Annotated in this window: 26 protein-coding genes and 1 tRNA gene; 3 read left to right on the forward strand and 24 right to left on the reverse strand. The window is 39.6% G+C overall.

What is annotated here, in order from left to right:
- Positions 1–13: 13 nt before the first annotated feature.
- Both JW794_07595 and JW794_07600 read left to right on the forward strand, forming a co-directional pair.
- Positions 14–89 (forward strand) — tRNA-Ala (locus tag JW794_07595).
- A gap of 131 nt (positions 90–220) precedes the next feature.
- Positions 221–460, forward strand: coding sequence for a GIY-YIG nuclease family protein (locus JW794_07600; GenBank protein ID MBN2017973.1), 240 nt, complete (start codon positions 221–223; stop codon positions 458–460).
- A gap of 90 nt (positions 461–550) precedes the next feature.
- Here JW794_07600 and JW794_07605 read toward each other — a convergent pair whose 3' ends face one another.
- The 16 genes from JW794_07605 to JW794_07680 all read right to left on the reverse strand — a co-directional run bounded on the left by JW794_07605 (position 551) and on the right by JW794_07680 (position 15,282).
- A complete protein-coding gene (locus JW794_07605; GenBank protein ID MBN2017974.1) occupies positions 551–3,283 on the reverse strand; it encodes a PKD domain-containing protein in 2,733 nt (910 codons plus the stop codon).
- 159 nt (positions 3,284–3,442) lie between these two features.
- Positions 3,443–4,309 (reverse strand): radical SAM protein, encoded by an 867-nt coding sequence (locus JW794_07610; GenBank protein MBN2017975.1) that lies wholly within the window; start codon positions 4,307–4,309, stop codon positions 3,443–3,445.
- 40 nt (positions 4,310–4,349) lie between these two features.
- Positions 4,350–5,201 carry a hypothetical protein gene (locus JW794_07615; GenBank protein MBN2017976.1) on the reverse strand — a complete coding sequence of 284 codons (852 nt, stop codon included), beginning with the start codon at positions 5,199–5,201 and terminating at the stop codon, positions 4,350–4,352.
- Positions 5,198–6,244 carry an MCE family protein gene (locus tag JW794_07620; GenBank protein MBN2017977.1) on the reverse strand — a complete coding sequence of 349 codons (1,047 nt, stop codon included), beginning with the start codon at positions 6,242–6,244 and terminating at the stop codon, positions 5,198–5,200. The genes JW794_07615 and JW794_07620 overlap by 4 nt, the downstream gene beginning before the upstream one ends.
- Positions 6,234–6,980 (reverse strand): ATP-binding cassette domain-containing protein, encoded by a 747-nt coding sequence (locus JW794_07625; GenBank protein MBN2017978.1) that lies wholly within the window; start codon positions 6,978–6,980, stop codon positions 6,234–6,236. Before JW794_07625 ends, JW794_07620 begins: the two co-directional genes overlap by 11 nt.
- 4 nt (positions 6,981–6,984) lie before the next feature.
- Positions 6,985–7,770 (reverse strand): ABC transporter permease, encoded by a 786-nt coding sequence (locus JW794_07630; protein MBN2017979.1) that lies wholly within the window; start codon positions 7,768–7,770, stop codon positions 6,985–6,987.
- A 141-nt stretch (positions 7,771–7,911) separates the two neighbouring features.
- Positions 7,912–9,726 (reverse strand): molecular chaperone HtpG, encoded by a 1,815-nt coding sequence (gene htpG, locus JW794_07635; GenBank protein ID MBN2017980.1) that lies wholly within the window; start codon positions 9,724–9,726, stop codon positions 7,912–7,914.
- A 74-nt stretch (positions 9,727–9,800) separates the two neighbouring features.
- A complete protein-coding gene (locus tag JW794_07640; GenBank protein MBN2017981.1) occupies positions 9,801–10,367 on the reverse strand; it encodes a DUF3267 domain-containing protein in 567 nt (188 codons plus the stop codon).
- Positions 10,360–11,259 (reverse strand): cation transporter, encoded by a 900-nt coding sequence (locus JW794_07645; protein MBN2017982.1) that lies wholly within the window; start codon positions 11,257–11,259, stop codon positions 10,360–10,362. The genes JW794_07640 and JW794_07645 overlap by 8 nt, the downstream gene beginning before the upstream one ends.
- Positions 11,243–11,710 (reverse strand): arsenate reductase ArsC, encoded by a 468-nt coding sequence (locus tag JW794_07650; protein MBN2017983.1) that lies wholly within the window; start codon positions 11,708–11,710, stop codon positions 11,243–11,245. The genes JW794_07645 and JW794_07650 overlap by 17 nt, the downstream gene beginning before the upstream one ends.
- Positions 11,679–11,915, reverse strand: coding sequence for a TM0996/MTH895 family glutaredoxin-like protein (locus tag JW794_07655; protein MBN2017984.1), 237 nt, complete (start codon positions 11,913–11,915; stop codon positions 11,679–11,681). Before JW794_07655 ends, JW794_07650 begins: the two co-directional genes overlap by 32 nt.
- Positions 11,916–11,966: 51 nt before the next feature.
- Entirely contained in the window at positions 11,967–12,683 is a 717-nt protein-coding gene (locus JW794_07660; protein MBN2017985.1) for a cytochrome C biogenesis protein, read from the reverse strand.
- A gap of 10 nt (positions 12,684–12,693) precedes the next feature.
- Positions 12,694–13,203: a thioredoxin fold domain-containing protein gene (locus JW794_07665; protein ID MBN2017986.1), complete on the reverse strand. Its 510-nt coding sequence runs from the start codon at positions 13,201–13,203 to the stop codon at positions 12,694–12,696.
- An 8-nt stretch (positions 13,204–13,211) separates the two neighbouring features.
- A complete protein-coding gene (locus JW794_07670) occupies positions 13,212–14,333 on the reverse strand; it encodes a permease (protein ID MBN2017987.1) in 1,122 nt (373 codons plus the stop codon).
- An 8-nt stretch (positions 14,334–14,341) separates the two neighbouring features.
- A complete protein-coding gene (locus tag JW794_07675) occupies positions 14,342–14,665 on the reverse strand; it encodes a winged helix-turn-helix transcriptional regulator (GenBank protein ID MBN2017988.1) in 324 nt (107 codons plus the stop codon).
- Between the two features lie 59 nt (positions 14,666–14,724).
- Positions 14,725–15,282, reverse strand: a complete 558-nt coding sequence (locus tag JW794_07680; protein MBN2017989.1) for a manganese efflux pump — start codon at positions 15,280–15,282, stop codon at positions 14,725–14,727.
- Between the two features lie 95 nt (positions 15,283–15,377).
- Here JW794_07680 and JW794_07685 point away from each other — a divergent pair, with 95 nt between their 5' ends.
- On the forward strand, positions 15,378–16,097 hold the full coding sequence (locus JW794_07685; GenBank protein ID MBN2017990.1) for a class I SAM-dependent methyltransferase: 720 nt from the start codon (positions 15,378–15,380) through the stop codon (positions 16,095–16,097).
- Positions 16,098–16,107: 10 nt separating this feature from the next.
- Here the strand turns inward: JW794_07685 and JW794_07690 are convergent, their stop codons facing one another.
- From JW794_07690 to JW794_07725, 8 genes are all read right to left on the reverse strand, one after another.
- Positions 16,108–16,758, reverse strand: coding sequence for a cysteine hydrolase (locus JW794_07690; GenBank protein MBN2017991.1), 651 nt, complete (start codon positions 16,756–16,758; stop codon positions 16,108–16,110).
- Between the two features lie 43 nt (positions 16,759–16,801).
- Positions 16,802–17,206 (reverse strand): hypothetical protein, encoded by a 405-nt coding sequence (locus JW794_07695; GenBank protein ID MBN2017992.1) that lies wholly within the window; start codon positions 17,204–17,206, stop codon positions 16,802–16,804.
- Positions 17,207–17,317: 111 nt separating this feature from the next.
- Positions 17,318–18,040: a tRNA 2-thiocytidine biosynthesis protein TtcA gene (locus JW794_07700; protein ID MBN2017993.1), complete on the reverse strand. Its 723-nt coding sequence runs from the start codon at positions 18,038–18,040 to the stop codon at positions 17,318–17,320.
- A 6-nt stretch (positions 18,041–18,046) separates the two neighbouring features.
- A complete protein-coding gene (locus tag JW794_07705; GenBank protein MBN2017994.1) occupies positions 18,047–18,502 on the reverse strand; it encodes an arsenate reductase ArsC in 456 nt (151 codons plus the stop codon).
- An 84-nt stretch (positions 18,503–18,586) separates the two neighbouring features.
- Entirely contained in the window at positions 18,587–19,084 is a 498-nt protein-coding gene (locus JW794_07710; protein MBN2017995.1) for a flavodoxin, read from the reverse strand.
- On the reverse strand, positions 19,063–19,251 hold the full coding sequence (locus JW794_07715; protein MBN2017996.1) for a hypothetical protein: 189 nt from the start codon (positions 19,249–19,251) through the stop codon (positions 19,063–19,065). Before JW794_07715 ends, JW794_07710 begins: the two co-directional genes overlap by 22 nt.
- On the reverse strand, positions 19,241–19,711 hold the full coding sequence (locus JW794_07720; GenBank protein MBN2017997.1) for a hypothetical protein: 471 nt from the start codon (positions 19,709–19,711) through the stop codon (positions 19,241–19,243). Before JW794_07720 ends, JW794_07715 begins: the two co-directional genes overlap by 11 nt.
- 21 nt (positions 19,712–19,732) lie before the next feature.
- A complete protein-coding gene (locus JW794_07725; GenBank protein MBN2017998.1) occupies positions 19,733–21,472 on the reverse strand; it encodes a hypothetical protein in 1,740 nt (579 codons plus the stop codon).
- Between the last annotated feature and the right edge of the window lie 3 nt (positions 21,473–21,475).

The raw sequence follows: 21,475 nt of genomic DNA on the forward strand, positions 1-21,475 counted from the left end.
TTACGCAACACGTGGGGCTATAGCTCAGCTGGGAGAGCATTTGTCTGGCAGACAAAGGGTCACGGGTTCGAGTCCCGTTAGCTCCACCAGTCTTCGTTTTGAGCAAAGCAAAAACGAAGACTGCAGCGGAGGAGTTCCTTCAGGAACGAAGCCGTGCTGATAATTATTGAGAATAAACCTACTCAAAACTACGCCCCGGTAAACCAAAAGGAGTGATATGATGTTTTATGTATATATCCTAAAAAGCCTCAACTTCAAAGATAAATTCTATATTGGTTATTCTACAAATCTAAAATCACGAATTGAAAAACATAATAATGGACATGTTCCTTATACTACCAAACACAAACCCTGGAAAATCAAAACATATGTCGCATTCGAAGAAAAAGAAAAAGCAACTAAGTTTGAAAAATATCTTAAAAGTCATTCGGGAAGAGCATTTATTAAAAAGCATCCCTAATTTGAGCAAAGCAGAAACGAAGACTGCAGCGGAGGAGTTCCTTCAGAAACTATACTGTGCATGTAAGTGATATTGGAAGTTTTCTCTTGTCTATCTGAGAATTACTACCTTACAAACCTCTTTATCAACTCCATCAATCGAAAGTTTTGTAAAATAAATTCCTGAACCAAATCCTTCTACTTGGTTTGTACATGTATAATTCCCCGGATTTTTATTTGTGTTTTCAATGGTTGAAACTAGCTGCCCTTTTATGTTAAAAAGCTGTATCTTCACATTACATGGTTTGTTAATGGAATAACTCACGGCGAGTGTAGCATTCTGCGAACCGACAGGATTGGGAAAAGCCATCAGCATATTGCCGGTCACTTCCTGCGGTTCATCGATCGCGACAGTCTGGTGGAAATAGTACGCACCCATATCTGCAATGGTACCATCAGGATCAAAAGAAGTATTGGGACTCCCAACATCGATACAGGGAGATTTGGTTGAATCGGCAATGGGGAAATGTTCCCAGCTTAAGTGATAGTTCCCGTTAGCTGCATCGACAAACAAAGGATCAGCATCAATATTTCCTACTTGCCAGTAAACAAGCCCGTTGTTATTGATCACAATGCCAAATTCACCACCTGCAACATCAGAGTACTGTATCTCTATCGTATTAGGATCATAGTTTTCACTGAAATACACCTCCTGAGGGTGATCGTTCCACATGATCGTATTGGTGAGAATTGGCGCTGAATTATTAAAACAGAATAGACCTCCACCCTGGTAATCTGAAACATTTCCTTCTATGGTTACATTCTCGAGTACGGGGAGTGACTTATTGCAGAAGATTCCACCGCCATAATATGTGCTGTTATTTTTTGCGATCGTAACATTCTTGAGATAGCTTGATGAGTTAAAGAGTAATATTCCCCCGCCGGACGTAGAGCTGTTTTCTACGATCCGAAGATCATATAAACCGGGCGATGCATCGTTGCAGTGAATTCCACCACCAGTACTTGAATGTCCATTCCTGATAGTAAATCCGCTCAAGATTGCAGTTGAGTCTTCTCCCCCGGAAAATCGCACAACACAATCCTGCTCATTTCCATCAAGGATCGTCTGATCGATATACGAGGTATCTCTCGTTGTCAAATATTTGGAAGCAAGAGTTATATTCTTCCCGTTAAAATTAATGTTCTCGTAATAGACACCGGTATTAACGATTATCGTGTCACCCTCATCTGCGAAATCGATACCCTGCTGAATCGTACCGAATCCGACATTCTGCGTTATATTGAAAATATCGGCAACCGATACATTCACGTACTGCTCTCTTACAAGTGTATCAGATGCATTATTAATATCAGTAACAGTTAAAGAAACAGAGTATGAGCCCAAGTCTGGATAGGTGTAGGAAGGATTTTGTTGGTATGAATCGATGATGCCGTCATTTTGAAAATCCCATTCCCATGTAACAATTTGATTTGGTGCATCGCTGAGGTCATTAAACTGAACAGCATGAGGTACAAATCCGCTCGCGGCATCTGCATCGAAGTAGGCATAAACCTGATCATTTTCCGGATACTGCCTTCTCAAAGAGGGATCACCCTGAATGATCATGCCATAGAACCATGCGCGTTCCCAGCCGGAATAAGCAGCTGTATCAACATTGTCCACCCACCAGAGACGTAGTGACTCGCCAATGGTTTTATCTTCTGAGAATGGCTGATAAAAATCATCGAATTCAAGCATGCTTCCTGTTTTTGTCGAACCTATTGTTGCAAGACCATGATCACTGCAATAAATATATAATCCCCCAAGATTATTGTCCGATGTGTATCGTGAATTTGAGCATGCAAACAGGTTATAAAAGTGCGCATTAGGATAAATATCAGCGACCTGGAAATTATAAACAATTTGGTAGCTGTTGCTATTATTATAATAAAAGTAGTGCGATTCGGGACCAGAATGGACGTGTACCTGAATCAATTCATAATTTGAGATCAACCTGTTATTCAGGTAATCGCTGGCAATTGTCTGCTCTATATCATCGACAAGTTCCACAGATGGATATGCAAGGAGCATCGACTGCTGATATTGGCTTCCCCAGTATGACCAGTCATCATCGATATATGCCAGTGATGTATTATAACTCGAAATAATCCCGTCCCTGAAGAGATGATTGCGCTGAAAATAGGCATCAAGAATTTCTTTTTCAGTTTGATCAACCATATTCATATTGCCGGCAACAATCCTTCCCAGCCCGATTTCAGGATGCATCTCCCCTATGTGAAAATCAAAAACACCATCTTCGTCTACATCGCCCCATAGACCGTTTGTATCTGTGAAGAAAAGGTCGCATGGAAATTCGACCCAGTCCTCATCGGGATCTTGGGTTCCATTATCATTCCAGTCCTCAAACATCTCATACCATGCAACGGGCAGATTTCCGATAAGAACGACATTGATTACTTCATCTAAATGATAGTAGGTCTGGATCTGTAACTTGAGGTCTGCCGGATATACGCCGTCATAGAGAAGCACAAAGGTGTTGAAACCATCATCTATCAGATCCTGTTGAAAGACAAGAAGTGATTGCTCGATTTCATAATAAAGATCGGGAGTGATGACGATCAGGAATCCCTCTCCTTCCATGTTGCCCTTTGACCTGCTTATTTCATAAGAAATAGTCTCACGGGGTGGATTTTTTGCAAACCAGTCCTTGTATGTATCATACTGAGCATTGGGATCGAGATCTCGTGTGACCGGAATGTCTTTATTTTGTGCAAATGCAGCCGTGCAAACAAACAACAATACAATTATGATAATCTTTTTCATCAAGCCCTTATCGAGAATTTTTACCTCAACACAACCACTTTTGAGATTGCTGAACTTCTCCCACTAATACTCAGATCGGTAAAATAAATACCCGGAGATAAATTGTCAACTGTGGTGGAAATTGAAATCTATTCGGCTTAATCTATACCTACAATAACTTTAAAATAACTCTTCCTGCTCGCTCTTCTTCTCATACACCTTCATCTTCCGTGAAATGTCATACTTCGCACACAATTCATCTAAATATTTGTAAAGTTCATCTGCACTGGGAACTGCACACTGATATTGCTCTCCATACCTGATCTCATACTTAGTTCTCAGTCCGGGAAAGAGCTCATCTAATTTTGTATAAAAATATTCCCGTTGCCCACTCCGAAGTGACATACCAAACCACGGAAGAATATACGACGCGCCGCTTTCTTTTGCTTTCCCAACAATTGCTCTCACATTATCTTTTGTGTCTTCAATAAACGGAAGAACCGGCATGAGAAGCACGCCTGTATAAATTCCATTCTTGTGTAACTCTTTCATTGCAGCAAATCGTTCAGATGCAACTGGTGCACCTGGTTCGAGCTTTCTGCACAGGTTATCGTCTGCAGTTGTTATTGTGAAACTTACTGCTGCATATTGCTTAGCTATTTTTCCCAGGATATCAATATCGCGCGTTACCAATGTGCTTTTAGTCAGAACATGAATGGGAAATCTGTTTCTATGGATTACGTACAGTGCTTGTCTGGTCAGTTCTCTCTCTTTTTCGATCGGCATGTACGGATCGTTCATCGAGCCGAATCCAATCGTTCCTTTTATCCTTTTTCGTGGAAGTTCATCCTTGAGGATGTCGATGGCATTTGTCTTAACAAGAATATCAGCAAAATTCTCTATCCTGTAGCAATCACTTCTGGAATCACAATAGATACATTGGTGCTGGCATCCGCGGTAAAGGTTCAAATTATAACGCAATCCGAACCACGTATCCGGCTGCCTCACATGATTGAGGATTGTTTTTACTTGTATATCTTTGATCATCAGATTCTTCGCAAAAATTCCCTATCGAGTGATAATCTTCTTATTCGAGAATATTTTTTATCCTTGCTTCTGCAACAGCGCTCATCTCTTCATCATCAATAATGACATACATATCACGCGCGCGAATGTAACAACTCAATGCCATCTCCGCATCCATCAGATTTTCGTAGGCAACACCGATTGCATAGACATCATCGGCAAGTCCGCCCGTGTTCTCAATAAGCTGGTCGTATTCATGAGCAATCTCAAAGAATTCGATTGCTTTTATCCATTGCTTTTCTTTGCTCAGCGCATATCCAAGTGTATATGCAGCATAGGGAATGATCTTGGGGTCGTCGAGTTTGTTCTTTTTGAACATCGAACGTAAGGCGGGTATGTTACGCTTAACTTTGTCAAATTCCTGGTTATAGGGCTGTTCTGTTTTTAGCAATGCCAGCAGCCTGTATGAAAGAAGCTCTGTCTGCATCTCTTTTTGATTTGTCTCGACTGCCAGTGAAAGCGTTATGACCCTGCCATACTCTTCTTTATCAAATGCCACTTCCATCTGCAAAAGGTAGAGCAGCGGAATCAGGTCGGGTGCATCATTGTGCGCGATGACAGACATCTTCATATACCAGTCATCGTACTGCTCCATGTTATCAAGATAATAATACTGCCGGGCAACACTCAGCCCTGAAATAATGATGCCCTTCAGGTTGTCCACGCTTGAATAAAGATCATATGCCTTCTCAAAAAGGAGTTGTGCCTGGAAATATTTCCCGTCGGCTTCTACTTTCTGAGCGCGTTTCGTGATCTCATTTGCATCCTTTGTGGATTGCAATTCTACATATTTCGGCAAACTCGAACAGGCAAGAAGTCCAAAAAGTCCTATAAAAAGTATTATTTTTTTCATTGGTCTAAATCCATGAGTCTAATCTTTGTATTTTTTTGCTGGGTTGGTGCTTCCTCTTTGATTCCTCCGCGCAGGAAGGGATTATTGTTGAGGGCTTCCAGTGTTTTCTGAGCTGTTTGAAGTGATATCTTGCTCTTTGCAACAATATCCGCAAATTCCGGCATCTGCTGGTACATGAAATCCAAAATTTTGTTCATAGAGACAAGATTCTGGTTCAATGTCAATAGCATATCACGCATCGGGTAGATCAGGTTTTCCCTGCTGGGATCGATCAACTTGACCGCAAGATCATCGGGATCTTTGTAATTAGCAAGCATTTCATCTAGCTGCGCAGCAGTGCCTTTGAAATCATCGGTAAGGTCTGCCACATTACTGAGAATTCTGAACAATGCACCATCTTCGGGATTATTATCTTTTTGCAAGGAGGTCAAAATTGAGTTTATATTTTCCAGTGATACATCCATTTTGTCCGTCATATTTGCAAGGTTATATACCATACGGAAGAGCGCTCCCTGCTCGGGATTGTCATCCTGAGTAAGATTATAGAGAAGTTGATCCACATTCTTCAACACGGATTCCATCATATCCCCGCTCTTTTTGACGAACCCTTCTTTCAACAACCTTTTGCCTTCAGGAGTATCCAGCGACGGGATGAACTCCCCTTCTGCTAGCACTTTGCTCCAATCTGGTCCTTGCAAAAATTCCATGGTGCTTCGTCCGGTAACGGGATTCGTTGCCTTGAAGATTGCTGAATTCTCGACAATCTTGTTTCGGAATTCTTTATACACGATCAGTTCAGCATCGATTTGGTTATTTATATTGAGTGAATACTTCTTTAACTTTCCAATTTCATATCCCTTAAAAAAGAGTTTCGTCGAATTCGACAGTCCGGTTGCATCTACGAACTGTGTTAAAAAATAATATTTCCTGTCAAAGATCCGTTTCGATATTGCGACCACAACAAGGGTAAAAATAAGTGCCATTACTGCAACAAAGAAAAAGATGCCAACGATCTTATCTGTATGCTTAAATTTAAACTTCATCTTCGACTCCTACCAAGTCCGATAATATATCTAATTTCTTAATGTTCTGTAAAAAGTTTTTATCTTCTTTGTATGATATTTTTTGGATAGTCCCCTTTTCGACATGCACAACCTGGTCTGCAACTGCCTTTATGATATCGAAGGAATTGCTTGAGATGATCATGGTCGTGCCTTTTTCTTTGAGATCTTTAAGCATCTGTATCACCTTGATCTGGTTCCTGATATCAAGATTGAAGAGTGGTTTGTTGATGATGATCAACTCGGGATGAGTGATGATAGCGCGAATAAAGGAGAGTATCTTTTTCGAAGTATAGGAAATGAATGCCGGTCTTTTTTCAAGCACTTGAGGTACATCAAAATAGGTGCATAAGTCCTTTATCTCTTTCATCACTTTGGATTTTATAAACTGCATTGAATAGAATTGAACCGGCAAAAGCAGATTTTCAAGCACGGTTAGATTTGAGAGAAATGCACCTTCTTGGAATACAAAGGATAACCGTTTCTTTGTTTCGATCAGTTCATGTTCCTCTTTTTCATAAAGATCGACTCCATCGATAAGCAACGTTCCTCTTAGAGGTTCATAAAAACCACCAAGTACATTGAGCAAAATCCCATTATAGTAACCATACGATCCTATGATAACGCATGTGTTTTTGTCTTTCACATCGAAAGAAATATTTTCCAGGATGACTTGTTCATCGATTTCAACTGACACATTTTTTATTTCGATATTCATGATATTAGAGTACATAGAATAAAACGGTTATGACAATATCAAAAACCACGACTGCGATAACCGATGACACTGCTGCTTTGATCGTACGCTGCGGCACTTCTGTTGTTGCGGTGGATACCTTCAAACCCTGGTAACATGAAATGAGCGCAATAGCCATTCCAAATACTATCGATTTTATCACAAAAATAATTATGTCTGCGAAAGATAATTCATAAAGGAACTGACTCACGAAATAACCAAAATTGATCGGATAAAATATTGTTGAAAAAAGCCACCCACCAATCACTGCTGCAAGATTAAAATAAATCGTAAGAAGAAACATTGCAACGACAACACCAATGAAACGTGACACCACGAGATATGAGATCGGTGAAATACCAAAGGATCGCAGAAGATTGATCTCATTATTAACGATCATATTGCCGAGTTCAGTGGAAATCGCTGTTCCTGACCTTGCTATTACGATAAGTGCAGTAATGATACTGCTCAACTCGCGTATCACCACTGTCACAAGGATCACATATACGAGCTGGCTCTTTCCAAAACCACCAAGTATATAGTTTCCTTCAAGAATGATAAGTCCACCGATACTCAGTGCTATGAAAATAATAAGAGGGAGTGCTTCGTAGCCGGTAAACATGATCTGACGGAGCAGTACAATGAATCCGATTTGTTTCTGGCGGTGAAAGGTAAGTGTTTTACGAAACACCTGCATCACAAAAAGATAGAACTCTTTTGTGTTTTCAAACCGTGTACGAAGACCGGCACCGAGAGATCCAAAAAGACTCAAATATACTCCTTATCGTGCATCCTATATGAACAATTGAACATGAGAAGTGAGTGTGGCATGGAGTTAATTTTTGTCAATAAATGCATAAAGCAAAAGCGTTTACATGAGTAACCGCTTATATAATTTTATCAATTAAGAATGTTAATTGATCATTAGTAATACTTTATTCGATTTCTCGATAAAGGATTGAAGTTCTTTACCGGTAAGAGGTTTCTGTTCAATAAGACCAAGTTCATGGATGTAACTGCAAAGCAGTTGTACCTCTTCGGTCTTACCTTTGTCATTGAGTGTGAGAATTTTTTTCACGGTATCATTTTCACTATTAACAACAAGTGTATGGTTTGCAAGCATATCTGCACCTTCTGGATTTGCAAACTGGCTCATTTCCTGGAATCGGCGCATATGCTCATTGAACACGACCATTGCAGGAATATCTTTCACTTTCAAGCTCTTCACTTCGATAGTGATCTTGTCATTATTCAATGCTTTTTCAAAGACACTTTTGATCTTATCTGAGGGAGTTTTATTATCCTGATCAACGATCTCCTTCTTATCTTTATTCACGATATTTTCATTAATTTCAGAATCGATGCGGACAAATGAAACATTACCCTTATCCATTTCTATCTTCTGGAATACATGTCCATCGAGAATGGTCGGTGCAAAGATAACCTCGACGCCCTGCTCTTTCATCATATTCATATAAGTGACCTGAAGGTCTTCGCTCGGGGCATAGTATATCTTCTTCTGCTTGCCTTCCTGAGGATTTCTGAGAAGATACTCATCAATAGTAACGTAATCACCTTTCGTGGTTTTGAAAATGAGCTGCCCGATTAGATTTTCATAGAATTTCTCTTCGGTCAGCATGCCGTATTTTATGAAATGATTTATGTCATTCCAAAGGTTTTCATAACGTTTTCTGTCTTCTTTGAAAATATCTTTCAAGCTGTCAGCTACCTTTTTGATGATATACTGTGAAATCTTCTTAACCTGTTGGTCTTCCTGCAAAAAACTTCGGGAAACATTCAAAGGAATATCCGGAATGTCCATTCCACCTCGCAGTAAGAGAAGAAATTCCGGCACAACACCTTTTAGGTCGTCTGCAACGAATACATCATGGCAATACAGCTTTATCTTCCCTCTATTCAGATCGAAATCGAGCTGGTTGATTTTTGGGAAATAGAGTATTCCTTCTAGTTTGAAAGGATAATCAACATTAAGGTGTATCCAGAAAAGAGGATCTTCATATTGATGGAAGAGTTCTTTATAGAATTCCTTGTATTCGTTTTCTTCGATGTCTTTCGGTTTTTTATGCCAGAGTGCCTTTTGAATGTTCACAACTTTCTTATCAAAAACAATAGGGAAGGGCATGAAATTACAGTATTTCTCGATAAGGTCTTTTACCTTCATGTCCTCGAGATAGTCTTCGTTTTCTTTGTTCAGAAATATCGTGACGGTCGTACCTGGCTCTTTTCTCTTTCCTTCTGAAAGTTCAAAATCCGTACTGCCCTCGCACTCCCAGTATGCCGGAGTCGAATTCTTCTTATATGAAAGTGAATCGATAGTGACTTTCTTTCCAACCATGAATGAAGAGTAAAATCCCAGCCCAAACTGCCCGATCATCTTACCCTGTCTATCTTTATACTTTTCTACAAAATCCTCAGCGCTTGAGAATGCGATCTGGTTGATATATTTCTTGATCTCCTGCTGGGTCATACCGATCCCATTGTCGTTGATCTCGAGTGCTTTCTTGCGTTTGTTGATCTTAACCTCGACTTGAAGATCATCTCTTTTCACATCAGGATCCATTGCTTCACGTTTGTTCATTGCATCGACTGCATTGGCGATCAGCTCTCGGAGGAAAATATCATGCTCAGAATAGAGCCATTTCTTAATGATGGGAAAAATATTTTCGGTATGAACGGTTAGTTTACCTTGTTTTTTCTCTTGTGCCATTTGTTATGTCCTCAAATATTTTTTTAGAGATAATATAAGTGTAAGATGTACTATGTCAAAGTAAGACTATTGTATTATGAATCAGTTGAATCCAGATACACATAACATCCGGCTCTTGTTGGATGATCCTTCACAAGTGTTTTATAAGGAACCTTCCTGATAAGCCACATTATAAGAAGATCACCTCCGGAAAATAACAGAAAGAGCAATCCTATAATGAAAACAGGTCCGCAATGAAAGATCAGACCTACTATAATTGGAACCACACCGAGTATTACTGCAGGCGCGAGAAGTGCAATGCGATAATAAATGGCTTTTAGTGGTTTTTTGTAATGAGCATACGGTGTGAGAGAGTGCCATTGAATCCCAATATGGATATGTTCAAATCCAGTGTCGCTGAACATACCAAAGACAATTGCATGAAGCCCCTCATGGGCAAAAATCCCTGCTATAATTATTGGTATAACAAGCCACCATCCGAACACAAGCTTCTGTGCAGCAAAGATCAAACTCGTAACACCATAAATGTAAATATAGAGTGGTATCAGAATGATAATGAGTAAAAGTATGATCGGTATGCATTTGATGCTCGCAGTGAACATATCCGTAGATATATCTTCAAATGTATCACTCTCATTCATAGGGTTCAATGTGAATGACCGCATCGAGAATATTGTGCCCTTTCTTGAGTAAAACTTCCCGGACTTTTTCAGCGGTCTCGTGACCTTCCGAAACCGATTTGTTTCCATCAACAAGCACGTGCATATCGACAAATATACCATGACCTCCATCCCGGGTTCGTATCGCATGCGCATCCTTAACTCCCTGCACTTCCATTGCAATCGCTCTGATCTGCTCTTTTTCCTTTGCTGTAACTCCTGAATCAGAGAGTGTCTTTAAGGTAGGATAAACAATATCCCATGATACTTTCAAAATAATGATTGCAACAACGATCGCCCCTATCCTATCGACCACAGCCCATTCCGGTTTAATAACAGCTACACCTACCGCAACTAAAGCGGGTATAGAACTAAAAACATCGGATCGATGATGCCAGGCATTTGCTTTCATTGCGGATGATTTTACTTTGTCGCCGATCTTTACATTCCATCGGTAAAGCAGCTCTTTCACTATGACCGAGACAGCCGCACCAATAATCGCTATCCAAGAAGGTGTAGCGATACAGGGCTTGTTCAATGATGTTATCGCGTTGTAGCCCAATCCGACTGCAACTGCTGCCAGTGCAACTCCTATAAATCCAGTAATGATTGTCTCGATTCGCCAATGTCCGTAGGGATGGTCTTTATCCGGAGGTGCAGACCAGTATTTAACGCCGATCAGGACTGCAAAATCCGTTGCCATATCAGAAAGGCTGTGAACAGCGTCTGCTACGACTGCCTGGCTTTTGCCGAGAATTCCGAGGATAAATTTCAATAATGCCAGAAAGACATTCGAGAATAATCCCACCCAGGTTACTTTTCGTATCTCCCTGTTTTCTTGTTCTACGTCTGAAACGTTAAGCTCGTGTTCCATGCAATTCTTTTAGTGTGCGCTTCAACTCTGGCAAGTTATTTTCTAACCACTCGAGAATACGATCTCGCGTTTCTCTGAACGCACATAATTTTTCATCATGTGATCCTTGCGTATTAGAAGGATCATCAAAAGGTGCATGTACAATAATCTTACCCGGGAAAAATGGGCATGCTTCTTTTGCACTATCACATACAGTGACCACAACTTCGAACATCCGATCCCTGAAAGTATCTATTGATTTCGATTCATGATGTGAAATATCTATACCGATTTCTTTCAGTGCTTCTACAGACATAGGTTTGACTTTAGTTTTCTCTGTGCCTGCACTTTGAGCAATCCATGACTCATTGTAAAAATGATTCACGAGACCCTCTGCCATCTGCGACCGTGCAGAATTATGCGTACAGATGAAAAAAATTTTATTCTTTTCCGAAGAGTCTTTCGAGCTCATAAACTGTCCATATCTTTCCTGTGGATTTCACTGCACCCTCGACAACAAGCGCAGGTGTCATCATAACTTCATATTCCATTATCTTATTGATGTCTGTTACTTTTTCAACTTCTGCATCGATGTTAAGATTTACAAGTGCAGTCCGCACGTTTTTTTCAAGCTGCCTGCATTTTGCACAGCCAGCACCAAGTATTTTGATATTCATTGTTGCTCCTTTTTCGAATTAAATAATTCTCAATTCATTTTCATTATAATATTAAGAAAACAAGTTAAGGGTATTAAATAAAATATATATTCCACCTAAAATTACAAGAACACCGCACACTTTTTTTACAATAATTGCGCCCTTTGTTCTTTCATTCCAATTTAGATATTTTTGTACAACATTCGCAAAAGTACCTGCAAAAACGATAACCAAACAATGACCCAATGCATATGCAAGGATCAGAATGATCGCATATATAATATTGCTTGCAGAAAGACTGAACACAAGCCCGAGCATGGGAGCCATATATGCAAACGTGCATGGTCCAAGAGCAATCCCAAATAATAATCCGATAATAAATGCTGCAAGTAGTCCTTTTCTTCTAAACTTCGGCTGATGGGTGTTTCCAATAAATGGAAAAGAAATTATGTCGAGTAAGTGCAAGCCGATAATAAAGAACAAAATCGCTATGAAGTAATTACCAAAGTTACCGATATCCCCCAGCATCCTGCCCATCAATCCTGTGATTAATCCAATCAAACCAATCGTTATCAGAATTCCAAGCGAAAAAAGTAATGAGATTAGAAATGCTCTCTTGGTCGAAATTCGTCCCTGATCATCAATAAAACCTATAATGAGTGGTATACTCGTAAGATGACAAGGGCTGAGCAATATGCTTAAAATTCCCCATAAAAAAGAAGCAAGTAATGAGAGAAAAATCGACGTGTAAAGTGCTTGATTCAGCCAGTTAAATATGCTCTCGATCATACGCCGTCAATTATTGAACTCCCTGATTTTGCAAAACTTTCACCAACTCGTCTTTGGGGAAAAATCCCTCGTGCCGGAAATACTCCTCGCCATTACTATCAAGAAAGATCTGAGTAGGAATAACGCGGATCTTGTATTGTTGAGCATATGCATATCCCTCTTTGGTTTTGACATCATGAAATACGACATGTACCTGATCGGGATATTCCTTCCTGACTTCTTCCAGGATCGGTTCCATCATTTTGCAGGGAACGCAATCCTTAGAACCGAGTTCAATAAAGGTAACTTGAACCTTTGCTTCTTCGGATAAAGTTTGTTCTTCATCTTCAAATGTAGTCTGAATGTGCTTTTCTGCCGGAGAAGTGATCGGGTCTTCATTTGAATCTGTTTTTACTTGAACCTTTTCGTTTATCTGAACTGGTTCAATTTCTGAAAATTTTGAATCAGTTTCTTCTTGAGTACAACTTAAAAGCACGAATACGGCAAACAACAAGATACTTATAGTAATTTTGTTAAACATATTGTTTCCTATACAAATAAATAATTTCCATACACAAATCCTGCCAGAGTCGAATAGATCACGATAAGCAGAATATATGACATCGCTCGTTTAAATCCCAGCAGTTTCATTAAAACGATAATATTCGGTAAACTCAGCGAGTAACCTGCAAGAAAAAGTGAAAGCGCTGGTCCTTTCCCCATGCCAAGCGACATAAGCGATTGAATGATCGGCACTTCTGTGAGTGTGGCAAAATACATCACGGCACCGAATATGGATGCAAAAAAGGTTGAGAAAAGCCGGTTGCCGCCGACCAAAGAATTCACAACATTTTCTGGCAATGCCCGTGCAACGACTCCTGCAACAAAAACACCTACAAACAAAAACGGTAAGATCTTCTTTGTGAATGACCAGGTCTCATCGATCCAAGCAACCCGGTATTCCTTATCGATCCTCCAAAACACAATATACAATATCACCAGCACATACAAAACAAGGAGTATCGATTTTAGCATAGCATTGATCTTTAATCCTCCCGTAATAAGAAAAGCAAGCTGCATGACAAAAAGCAAGATGATCGGAATCGTTGAGACACTGCTTTCAGAAGACATCGTTCCAAACTCATTTTGAATATTATTGCTGTGATTCCTGAATAATGCCCCCATAATGAGCCCGATCAAGATCGCCCCTGCTATTGCAAAAAACAGGCGAACGAGTGACATCTCCCACCCGAGCACTGTGCCAGTAAGAAAGATAGCTGCAATGTTGATAGCTGGTCCAGCATATAAAAATGCAGTTGCCGGTCCAATACCTGCACCTCTTTTCCAGATACCTGCAAACAAAGGAAGAATCGTGCATGAGCATACTGCAAGAATTCCACCAGAAATCGAAGCTATAGGATAGGATATCCACTTGCTGGTTTTAGGTCCTAATAACTTCAGAACCGCATCTTTTTTTACAAAAATAGTAATAGCCCCAGCAATAAAAAAAGCTGGAACCAGGCAGAGCAGCACATGCTCGCGAGCGTACTCATGGAGCATCGAAAACCCATTTATGAAAGCATCGGTAACCACTCTCTTGTCAAAAGGGAGAAAATACAATGCCAGAAATGCTGCGATAAGCCAGATGAATTTTTTCCACTCTTTGTTCATTTACACACCTACCCGACTGAGCATAGACAGCTTTGCTGCTGCTTGATCTTATCTTCAATAACTGCAGTAACGCAGGTGAAGAATTGTGTGACACACGGAACCTGGAGATGAAAGATCGATTCTGTGCCCTTCTTCTGTGAAGTCACAATCCCGATTGTTTTCAAAATGCTGATATGTTTGGAAAGCGTTGATTTATCGATATCGAAATATTCCAATAATTCTGAAAAGGATTTGTCGTTATCTTTGAGCAACTCGATCACGATCAGTCGAACGGGATGAGCCATCGCCTTGATGACTTCGCTTCTAATTTCGGCTTCTTTATAGGTTATCATGACATCTTCTTTCTTTTTTGGCGAATTTTCCAATAAGGAAATAATGATGTCAATTTTTTTTAACCTAAATGTTCTATGAGTATCTTGATCCCAATAAGTATTAATACAATTCCACCCAAAATATGAGCACTCTTCCCCCATTTGATCCCCATTTTGTGACCAATCAGGACTCCAAAGAATGAAAGAACAAAGGTTATTACTCCTATAAAGATGGCAGGTATGAAAATTGAAAAATCCAAGAAAGAAAAACTCAGCCCAACTGCTAGTGCATCGATACTGGTTGCAATTGCAAGCCCACATAAAACGACAATACTTGTTGAACCGATCAGCTTTTTCCCGGGGTGTGAGTAAAAAGCTTCGTATATCATTCTCCCTCCGATAACGAGAAGCAATCCGAATGCAATCCAGTGGTCGAACGTATCGATGTAGTTTCGGAATAAGTTGCCCCCGAACCACCCAATGATGGGCATTCCCGCTTGAAATATCCCAAAAAATAGAGCAATGATTAAACCCCAGAACAGGAATGACTTTTTTAAGGAAAATCCGCTTGCAAGGGATACGGCAAAGGCATCCGTCGCTAATCCAATAGACAAAACGACTAACTGAATAATACTCATGTTTTTCCTGTTGTTTCCTGATTTGACCACTCAACATTTCTTGTCCATTAAATTGCAATTATTGACCATATAATTCCATTGAATTCAAAAGGTACATGGATATGCAGAAATTAGATAAACGGTTAAAAGAGATTTCTGGAGGAAAGGTACTCGATGTTGCAACCGGTGTGGGTCAGTTTATTGCAGCGCTAATGCCTGCCCTGAAAAATTATGACAGCTTTGTCGGCATTGACACACACGATAAAGCCCTAACTGTAGCGAAAACAAAATTTGAAAACAAACCTGTTGAGTTCATGAAAATGGATGCAACACAAATGGATTTCAAGGATGAGTATTTCGATACTGTTGCCATTCAATTCTCACTCCATCATATGAAAAATTTGGGTAAGGTGCTGAAAGAGATGCTTCGCGTCCTGAAATCCGGTGGTAACTTCCTGGTAAGCGAAATGTATGTGGATGGTCAACAATCCGAAGCTCAGCAATCACATATTAAAATACACCACTTGAGTGCTGAACTGGATATGGCACAGGGAGATTTTCATGATTATACCTTTACCCGGGATAAAATCAGAAAGATCATGTATGGTCTGAACCTCTCCTCCCTGGAAGAATATGACGTCTCGTATCTGATGGAAAATCCGAAACACGAAGAACTTATCACAACCATGAAAGACAGAATCGGACAAGCAATGAAGCGGCACAAGGATCTTCCTGATTTCTCAAGATTTCAGACCAAGTTCGATGACTTCTTCTCCTGGCTGGATGAGCATGGATATGCACCGGCGAGTTCGTTGTTCTTTATTGGAAGGAAATAAGTAATAGTTGTTACATTTGATTAATAATTTCTGATATAGTCGTAATATATGCAAATCCAAACCCGAGATTCAGCAGACTCGCCAAATGCATCTCTTCATTGATCGCACCTGTGCCGTCAGCTGGGAAGAACACACGATAGTCCCGGTAATACGCATCCCTTGCAGTTGACTCGCAGCACATGCAAGTCATAATTCCTGTGATAACTACATCTTTGATGCCAAGGCATCTGAGCACAATTTCCAGATCAGTATTGTAAAAGGATGAGTACCGATGTTTCAAGACAACTTTTTCATTGGGCAAAGGATATAGTTCTTCTACAATATCGCTTTCCGGACTACCTTCTTTGCACATGCCTTCCCACCACCATCCCATAATGCCTGCATCCAGCTTATCAGGATGATGTACATGTTTTGAATAGATAATCGGTCGATTATGCTTTCTGAAATGATCAATCAATTTCTTTATATTCGGAAGGATTGCAGCTCCACCGCATGTATACGTAGGTGAATTCGGATCAAGGAAAAATTTCTGCATGTCTATGACCATCAAGCAGGCATGCTTGGTATCCAGCTCCATCCGATGCTTATTGAAGGGAGCGATCTTATCGAGCCACTGCCTGGTTTTAGATTCGAGTGTTTCTTTAGTGACGTAGGGTTTCATGTGGGTAAAATCCTATTTTTTTTTGTGGATTGATCTATGTTTCTTAGTCTTCGGCTAACGCAAGCTCAAACATGCCACTGAAATTATCAAAAACAAGTTTGATAAAACAGGGCTTTTCGTTTACATCCTCTACAATGACGGCATTGCCATTGATCGTATCATTATAGATGAGGAGCGTGTCTGCATTATCAATATCCAGTATGATAGTGCCTGCAGAATAATCAAGAATTGTATATGTAAGAACTGCTTCATTACTACTGAAAACAAGAGCTTCGCGAGTGCTGTCGGAAAATGCATCACCATTAACTGTATAGGTATAGGCATCCTCAACATTAGTTATTACGGGAGTGTTCTCTGTAATTTGATTATTATGATGTGAGTTAAATAGATTGCATGAGCAAACTGCAATACCAATCAAAAGTACTAAAACTAAGATACTCTTTTTCATTTTTGACCTCTTAAAATGAATTTAATAAGCATTTGAGGTGTATTAAGTTAAATAGTATTTAAAATGTCAATGTTGTTGGAAGGTTGCTTTTTCATAATAATTCATTATCCTTTAGTCTTTCCAATCTTTAAGATCACAACCTTCGAGAGTTTCTATTACCTTTTGTGAAAAATGAGCATCAGGTATTCCTCGATCTATAACCTGAATTATTCTTTTATATTTCTCACGGATGGTCGTTTTTTTGTATGGGCAAGGAATATTAAAATTCGGCAGACCAAGATGTGAATGAATTTTAACGATTTTCTCTTCATCAAGATAAATCATAGGACGAATTATTGTCATAGTACTTTCAGGAATTTCCACTTTCGGTGTAAGTGAACCGAGTTTTTTGTTCTTGATGATGTTCATCAAAAATGTTTCAGCCACATCAGTAGCATGATGTCCGTATGCGACCTTGTGTATTCCTTTGCTTGATAGCAGGCTCGAGAGTGCACCCCGTTTCAGGCGGGAACAGATGTAACAGTTCTCGATTGTTTCATCATCAGGATCGAGAGAATCTTCAAAATAGTGTACGCCTAATTCCTCGCAGTATGCCTTTAATGAAGACGTATCATAATCCGCTATCTTTATATGCGCTGCAGAAAGAGAAAATGAAAGATCAGAAAATGTATTCAGGTAGGATAAAATATATAAGAGAGTTGCACTGTCTTTGCCGCCTGAGAGTGCCACAGCAAGCGATTCCTCTTTGAGCAGTAATTTATAAGTTCTGATGGCACGCAATACATCATTAATAAACCATTTTCCATAATTCTTATTGAAAATTATCTTTCTCATCAATGTTTAAGATTCATGATCAAATACGCTCTTTTGTTTCATCTCATCTATAAAATGGAGAATTTTATCTTTGATCTCATCCCGGAGTATGCGTGTTTTTTTGAGTATTTCATCTCTTGATCCTTGATATTTAGATGGATCATCAAAACTCCAATGAAAGCGTTTAACAGCTCCGGGAAAAATTGGACATTTTTCTTCAGCTTTTCTTTCGCAAACAGTTATTACTACTGACATATGTTTTCCTTCTTTAAAAAGCTCAAACACACTAGTAGTCTTATTATGAGAGATATCAATACCTTCTTCCTTCATAACGTCTATCATAAAGGGATTTATTGTACCCGGAACAAGCCCAGCGGACAGAACTTCATAATCAGCACCAGCGAATTTCTTTAAATATGCTTCCGCTATCTGACTTCGTGCCGAATTATGAACACAAACGAACAAAACTCGTGGTTTTTTCATTATGACTCCTCGTCGTTTAGTTTTAATTATACGACGAGTTTATAATTACTTAATTAATTTTTGGTGAATAAGCGGTTAAGATGCTCATTTATTCACGAGAAGCGACTGAGCCCAATCACACGCTTTCTTACGTTGTTCATCATGGTCTTTGATGGGTTCCCTAAAATCAGTTTTACCGATAATGTCATTGCCCTCTAGAAGGTCTTCCATGTAGACAAGAGTTTTACCGGGACCACCACGATGACAACAGAACAAACCGATTTTCTTATCCTTAAAAGTAATGCTGCTTAGAAATGAACGGACTGCTGGTGTTATGGTCGATGCCCATACTGGTGTACCGATAATAATCATATCATAGTCTTCAGGATTTTTATCACAGGGTAACAATTTTGGTTTCTTTTTCATGACTGCCTGGCGACCGCCGACAAGATATTTTGTTTTAGTATTCTTGATATCCTTCACGGGGACCAATCGAAGAAGATCAGCACCGATACATTCCGCGATACTTTCTGCCAGGTAATGAGTATTTTCCTCAAGAGAATAATAGACAACTAAGCTTTTCACAAAAACTCCTTTTGGGATTCTTGTTGATTCTGTTCGATCGCCTTTTTTGTCAGACAATCCGGACACAGACAATCATATTGGCCATCAACATCAATTGGTGGAAAGGATTCGCACCAGCATATTCTATCATCATTTGCATAGCACGGGAATTCCTTCCCGCAGACCGGGCATGTTTTAATCTTCATAATGATATTTCGGTTTTCCCTCTTTATGAATGAACTCAATCGAATATTCTTGTGGTAATTTAGGTATAAGAAACCAATGCCGAAAAACATTCATGCCACACCCGCCGCCATAATGCTCGATGATCGTAATAATATATGTGTTAGAGAGTGTATCAATTTCTACATCATACGAAAACGAAGCAACACAATCAGCCCAGCTCTCATCTCCCGTTAGTACGAAACGATTAAAATCTATAACTGGTGGTGTTTCTTCAAGCCAGGTATATTTTTCTTGAAGCGCTGTGATTATTGAATCATATTGTGATTGTGTATCAATAATCTTTGGTTCGATCAATGAGTCATAACGGCCTAGGTTTACAGAAAAGATGCCGGTGCGTGTGTAGGTTGAATCAGATTTATCTGCATTCACGTATGGAGAAATCAATAACAAAAACAAACAAAGTGTATAAAAAACTCTCATTGGATATATATCCTGTTTTTCTTAATAAACAAAATTATCATACTGCCCGTAATGAGGAGGTTCTGCTCCAAATTCAATAAATCCAAGATCGGGTGCTGAGTCGGAATATCGATCGGTAATATTCGGGATATAGGTTCCTGCATTGAGCGCATTTCCATTACCAGAAAGTCGTAAATCTATCGATGATGGATCGTACGTTGTTTTATCGTCGGGAATGCTAATGTTATTGAAAATTGAATAATCAACCAGCACACCATGTCCCTCCTGACCTGTTTTATTGTTGAACTCACTCAGATCGGACAAGCGAAACCAAGTTTTGCGGTTATCCCTGCTCCACTTGAACATGAGCTCCTGCCCGGGAATTCTGAAATAGCCATTATAGTCGAGGATAGTTCTTTCATCAGGAGATCCGGTTGCAACAGAATAGGAGGAAGCACCAAGGAAAAGATTGTTCATGATCTGTGCATTCTGCCATATAGGATCAGACCAGAAAGCCCTTTCAGAACCAACAAATGTATTATTGAATATGCACAATCCAGAGGGCCAATTGTGGAGTTTTAACGGAATTCTCACATTATATAACGCATTCCTGAAAATATAAACTGGTCCTCCATAAACCGGTTGCGTGCTTATACCAACGTGTGAATTTGTAATTCTATTATTCCATACGCGTACATTATAGTAGCTGAAATCAGTTTCGATGCAGTCATCTGCTGCATTATAGAGATCGTTATTGTAAAAATCGATGCACATATTGTGCGGTTCATACCAAGGCTCGGGCTCCTCGAGGTTACTGATGGTAACACAATCCCAGAAATTGTGAACGGTATTATAGCAAACTACATGCCCTATTCCATCTACGATTACACCGGTGCAGGTCCCGTATTTTTTCTTTACTCCGTCTCTGTCTGACCATTCATCGACCCGTCCCATGATATGGTTGTTTGCAATTACCCAGTTTCTGGTTTTTGTAAATGAAGCTATCCCATAGTGGATATCGAAGATCGTACAATTCTTCACGACAATACCATCAGCATCATTACCTTTTATTGCGGTAAATCCATTTCTTATTGTGAGATTTTCAAAATGTATGTAACTTTTTCCGGACACATCAAATATCTTACCTTCTGTTCCTTTGCCGTCAAAAATGGCTTCACCCTCTGAAGAACCGCGAATGATGATGGGATTGTTTTTTGAACCACCAAGAAGAAATTCGTATGTGCCGAAGTAAGTGCCGGGATGAATGAGAACAAGAGTTCCTCCAGTTAACTGATGAAGGATATCACTCAGATTTGAATAAGAAGGTTTTTGTTTTTCGCCAGGAAAATTCTCCGGATAGAGATGGAGAATTTTTTGTGGACTCATGTTTTCTTCTGGTGATCGAGTACTTACCTCAATCGTTTTTTCTTTATAAAATCCATCCGGGTCATTGAGTTTCAATTGAACTTCATATAGAGTTGCTGGTTCTAATTGCAGGATACTGCCGGAAAAGAGATTTCCTGTTTTGAATGGATCAAATTCCCGGTTAACTATATCACCGTCGATACGTATGAGAGGTAAGGCAAATTTCCAATCACGGGAATCTTTCTTCTTATATTGAATCATAACCGAAGCATTGAGATTTTCATCACCTTCTATTATCCACCTGAATGCAAGTGATCGGAATGTTGGAGGGTCGACGATGAACTCATCAGATACAATATTATCCTGTGCGTTCAGAATAAGAGGGAGGAGTAAAATTAGGAGTAAAATTCCTCTCATAGT

Source organism: Candidatus Cloacimonadota bacterium (genome assembly GCA_016932035.1).
In the GTDB taxonomy this organism is placed as follows: domain Bacteria; phylum Cloacimonadota; class Cloacimonadia; order JGIOTU-2; family JGIOTU-2; genus Celaenobacter.